General features: G+C 35.2%; 3 protein-coding genes. All 3 read left to right on the top strand.

Annotated features, from left to right (window positions below; translation table 11 throughout):
• Positions 1-71 precede the first annotated feature (71 nt).
• From tnpA to tnpC, 3 genes are read left to right on the top strand one after another with little or no spacing between them, the layout of a single operon-like run.
• Positions 72-359 (top strand): IS66 family insertion sequence element accessory protein TnpA, encoded by a 288-nt coding sequence (gene tnpA / locus BMX53_RS18820; RefSeq protein WP_074748513.1) that lies wholly within the window; start codon positions 72-74, stop codon positions 357-359.
• On the top strand, positions 359-697 hold the full coding sequence (gene tnpB / locus BMX53_RS18825) for an IS66 family insertion sequence element accessory protein TnpB (RefSeq protein ID WP_071307249.1): 339 nt from the start codon (positions 359-361) through the stop codon (positions 695-697). Before tnpA ends, tnpB begins: the two co-directional genes overlap by 1 nt.
• A 49-nt stretch (positions 698-746) precedes the next feature.
• Positions 747-2321 (top strand): IS66 family transposase, encoded by a 1575-nt coding sequence (gene tnpC, locus BMX53_RS18830; RefSeq protein ID WP_074748516.1) that lies wholly within the window; start codon positions 747-749, stop codon positions 2319-2321.
• The last annotated feature ends 36 nt before the right edge of the window (positions 2322-2357 follow it).

Consider the following 2357-nt stretch of genomic DNA (forward strand, 5'->3'; position numbering starts at 1 on the left):
GTATGCACCCGAGCAAGTGCATGTTTCATAATATAATGTAAGGAAGTAAGTTTGCTTTAAATAATAAAGAGATGAGCAAACAAGAAATTATGTACTCTCATGTAGAGGATTGGCAAGCAAGTGGATTGACACAATCAAAGTATTGTGAAAGTGTTGGAATTAAGCTAGCGACATTTAGTTATTGGGTAGTAAAGTTTAAGGGTGAAACAGAGCAAGAAGGCTCAAGTAACTTTATAGCAATAAGTAAAACATCAAAAACAGATGGTAAACAATACGAGATTGTCTATCCTAATGGAGTGAAGTTACGTTTAGAAACGAAAGACCTAAGTGAACTCTATTCATTAGTAAACCTTGTGTAATGTTTAGTCTGAGTAGTAGCCATCAATTCTACTTGTATAAATCAGCTTGTGATATGCGCAAGAGTTTCGATAGTCTATGTGGTCTTGTTCAAAACGAGCTTAATCAAGTCGCTCATAATGGAAGTGTCTACGTCTTTATCAATCGTCGATGTAATCAGATGAAACTCTTACACTGGGAAACAGGTGGTTTTGTGTTATATCACAAGCGATTAGAACAAGGTACTTTTGCTTTTCCTATTCATAATCGGACTCAAATCAGTTGGAGTGATTTGGTACTTATGATTGAAGGAATACAAGTGATAAAAAGTAGTCAAAAAAGGCGGTTTTCCATGAGATAAAACAGCCTTAATCCTTGTATAAATAAGGTTTTTGATGTATATTTACTTCATGGAAATAGACTTAGAAAACTTATCGAAACAAGAACTTTTGGCACTTTTAACCAAAGCCCAAAAGACTATTTCCAAACAAGAAAAAGTAAATACTAAGTTAGAGAAGAAAGCTACTAGCTTAGAAGAAAAGACCTCTAAACTAGAAGAAAAAAATACAGAACTGGAATATCGTGTAAAGCTACTTGAGCGCATGAAGTTCGGTCAAAGCCGAGAACGTTTTGAGGATCCCAATCAAACTCAATTACCTTTAGATGTTGAACAAGCAGTCTTAGAGGAACAAGAAGAAGTAATCAAACAAGAGATTACCTACTCTCGTGAGAAAAAGAAACATCCAGGACGAGCTAAACTACCAGATCATTTACCCGTAGAAGAAATAGAAATACATCCTGAGGGAGATTTATCTGATATGATTTGCATTGGTAAAGAAACTACAGATGTGTTAGATTATGTTCCAGGTTACTTTAAAATCAAGCGTTACATCCGATATAAATACGCTACTAAAGGTAAAGACAACACTCAAATTAATATTGGTGAGCTTCCAGAGCGAATTATAGATAAAGGAATCCCTTCAGAGGGATTATTATCTACAATATTGGTCGATAAATATGTAGATCATCTTCCTCTTTATAGACAGAAGCAACGCTTTTCAAGAGAAAACATCGATATAGCTTCTTCTACAATAGATGGTTGGGTAGCTCAAAGTATGGATGCTTTAAAACCACTATACCAAAAGCTAGTGATGGACATCAAAAACGAAGGTTATCTCCAAGTTGATGAAACCACCATCAAAGTCTTAGATGAGAAAAAGAAAGACAAAACTCATCTTGGCTACTATTGGGTGTATCATGCACCTATATCCAAGCTTGTAATGTTTAATTACAGTCCTACTCGTGCCAGTAGCGCTGCACTACCTATATTAAAAAACTTCAAAGGATATCTGCAAACTGATGGGTTTAGTGGATACAAAGCCTATGGAAACAAGTCAGATGTTACACATCTGGGGTGTTGGGCACATGCTCGTCGTGAATTTGAAAGAGCTTTAGACAATGATAAAACAAGAGCTCAACATGTACTAGTAGAAATACAGAAGTTATATGCTATAGAGAGAAAAGCTAAAGAACAAAACTTAGCTCCTGACCAAATCAAAGAACTTCGTCTAGATGAAAGTTTACCAATCATCAACAAGCTTGGTAAATATATGATTGCTCAGATGAATCTTACCTTACCTCAAAGTAGAATAGGTAAAGCTTTTGCGTACTCTCAAAAAAGATGGAGTAATCTAAGTGATTACTTACACAATGGAAACTTGCAGATAGACAATAATCTTGTTGAAAATGTAATCAGACCTGTAGCAATTGGTCGTAAAAACTATCTCTTTGCCGGTTCTCATGATGCAGCACAAAGAGCAGCTATGGCCTATACGTTTTTTGCTAACTGCAAAAAGCATGACATTAATCCATATAAATGGCTAAAGTATGTTCTTGAAAATATTCAATCCATCAACCACAAGAATATCGCTGACTTATATCCTCATAATTACAAGAAACTTATCCTGGATAATGTAGAAGAATAATTAGATATCACAAGATGTACTTGCTCAGGTGCATAC

This window comes from Myroides marinus (assembly GCF_900109075.1).
Taxonomy (GTDB): domain Bacteria; phylum Bacteroidota; class Bacteroidia; order Flavobacteriales; family Flavobacteriaceae; genus Flavobacterium; species Flavobacterium marinum_A.

Excerpts from the sequence above, each read along its gene's own strand:
- tnpA (WP_074748513.1), top strand. The coding sequence starts at position 72 with ATGAGCAAACAAGAAATTATGTACTCTCATGTAGAGGATTGGCAAGCA.
- tnpB (WP_071307249.1), top strand. The coding sequence starts at position 359 with ATGTTTAGTCTGAGTAGTAGCCATCAATTCTACTTGTATAAATCAGCT.
- tnpC (WP_074748516.1), top strand. The coding sequence starts at position 747 with ATGGAAATAGACTTAGAAAACTTATCGAAACAAGAACTTTTGGCACTT.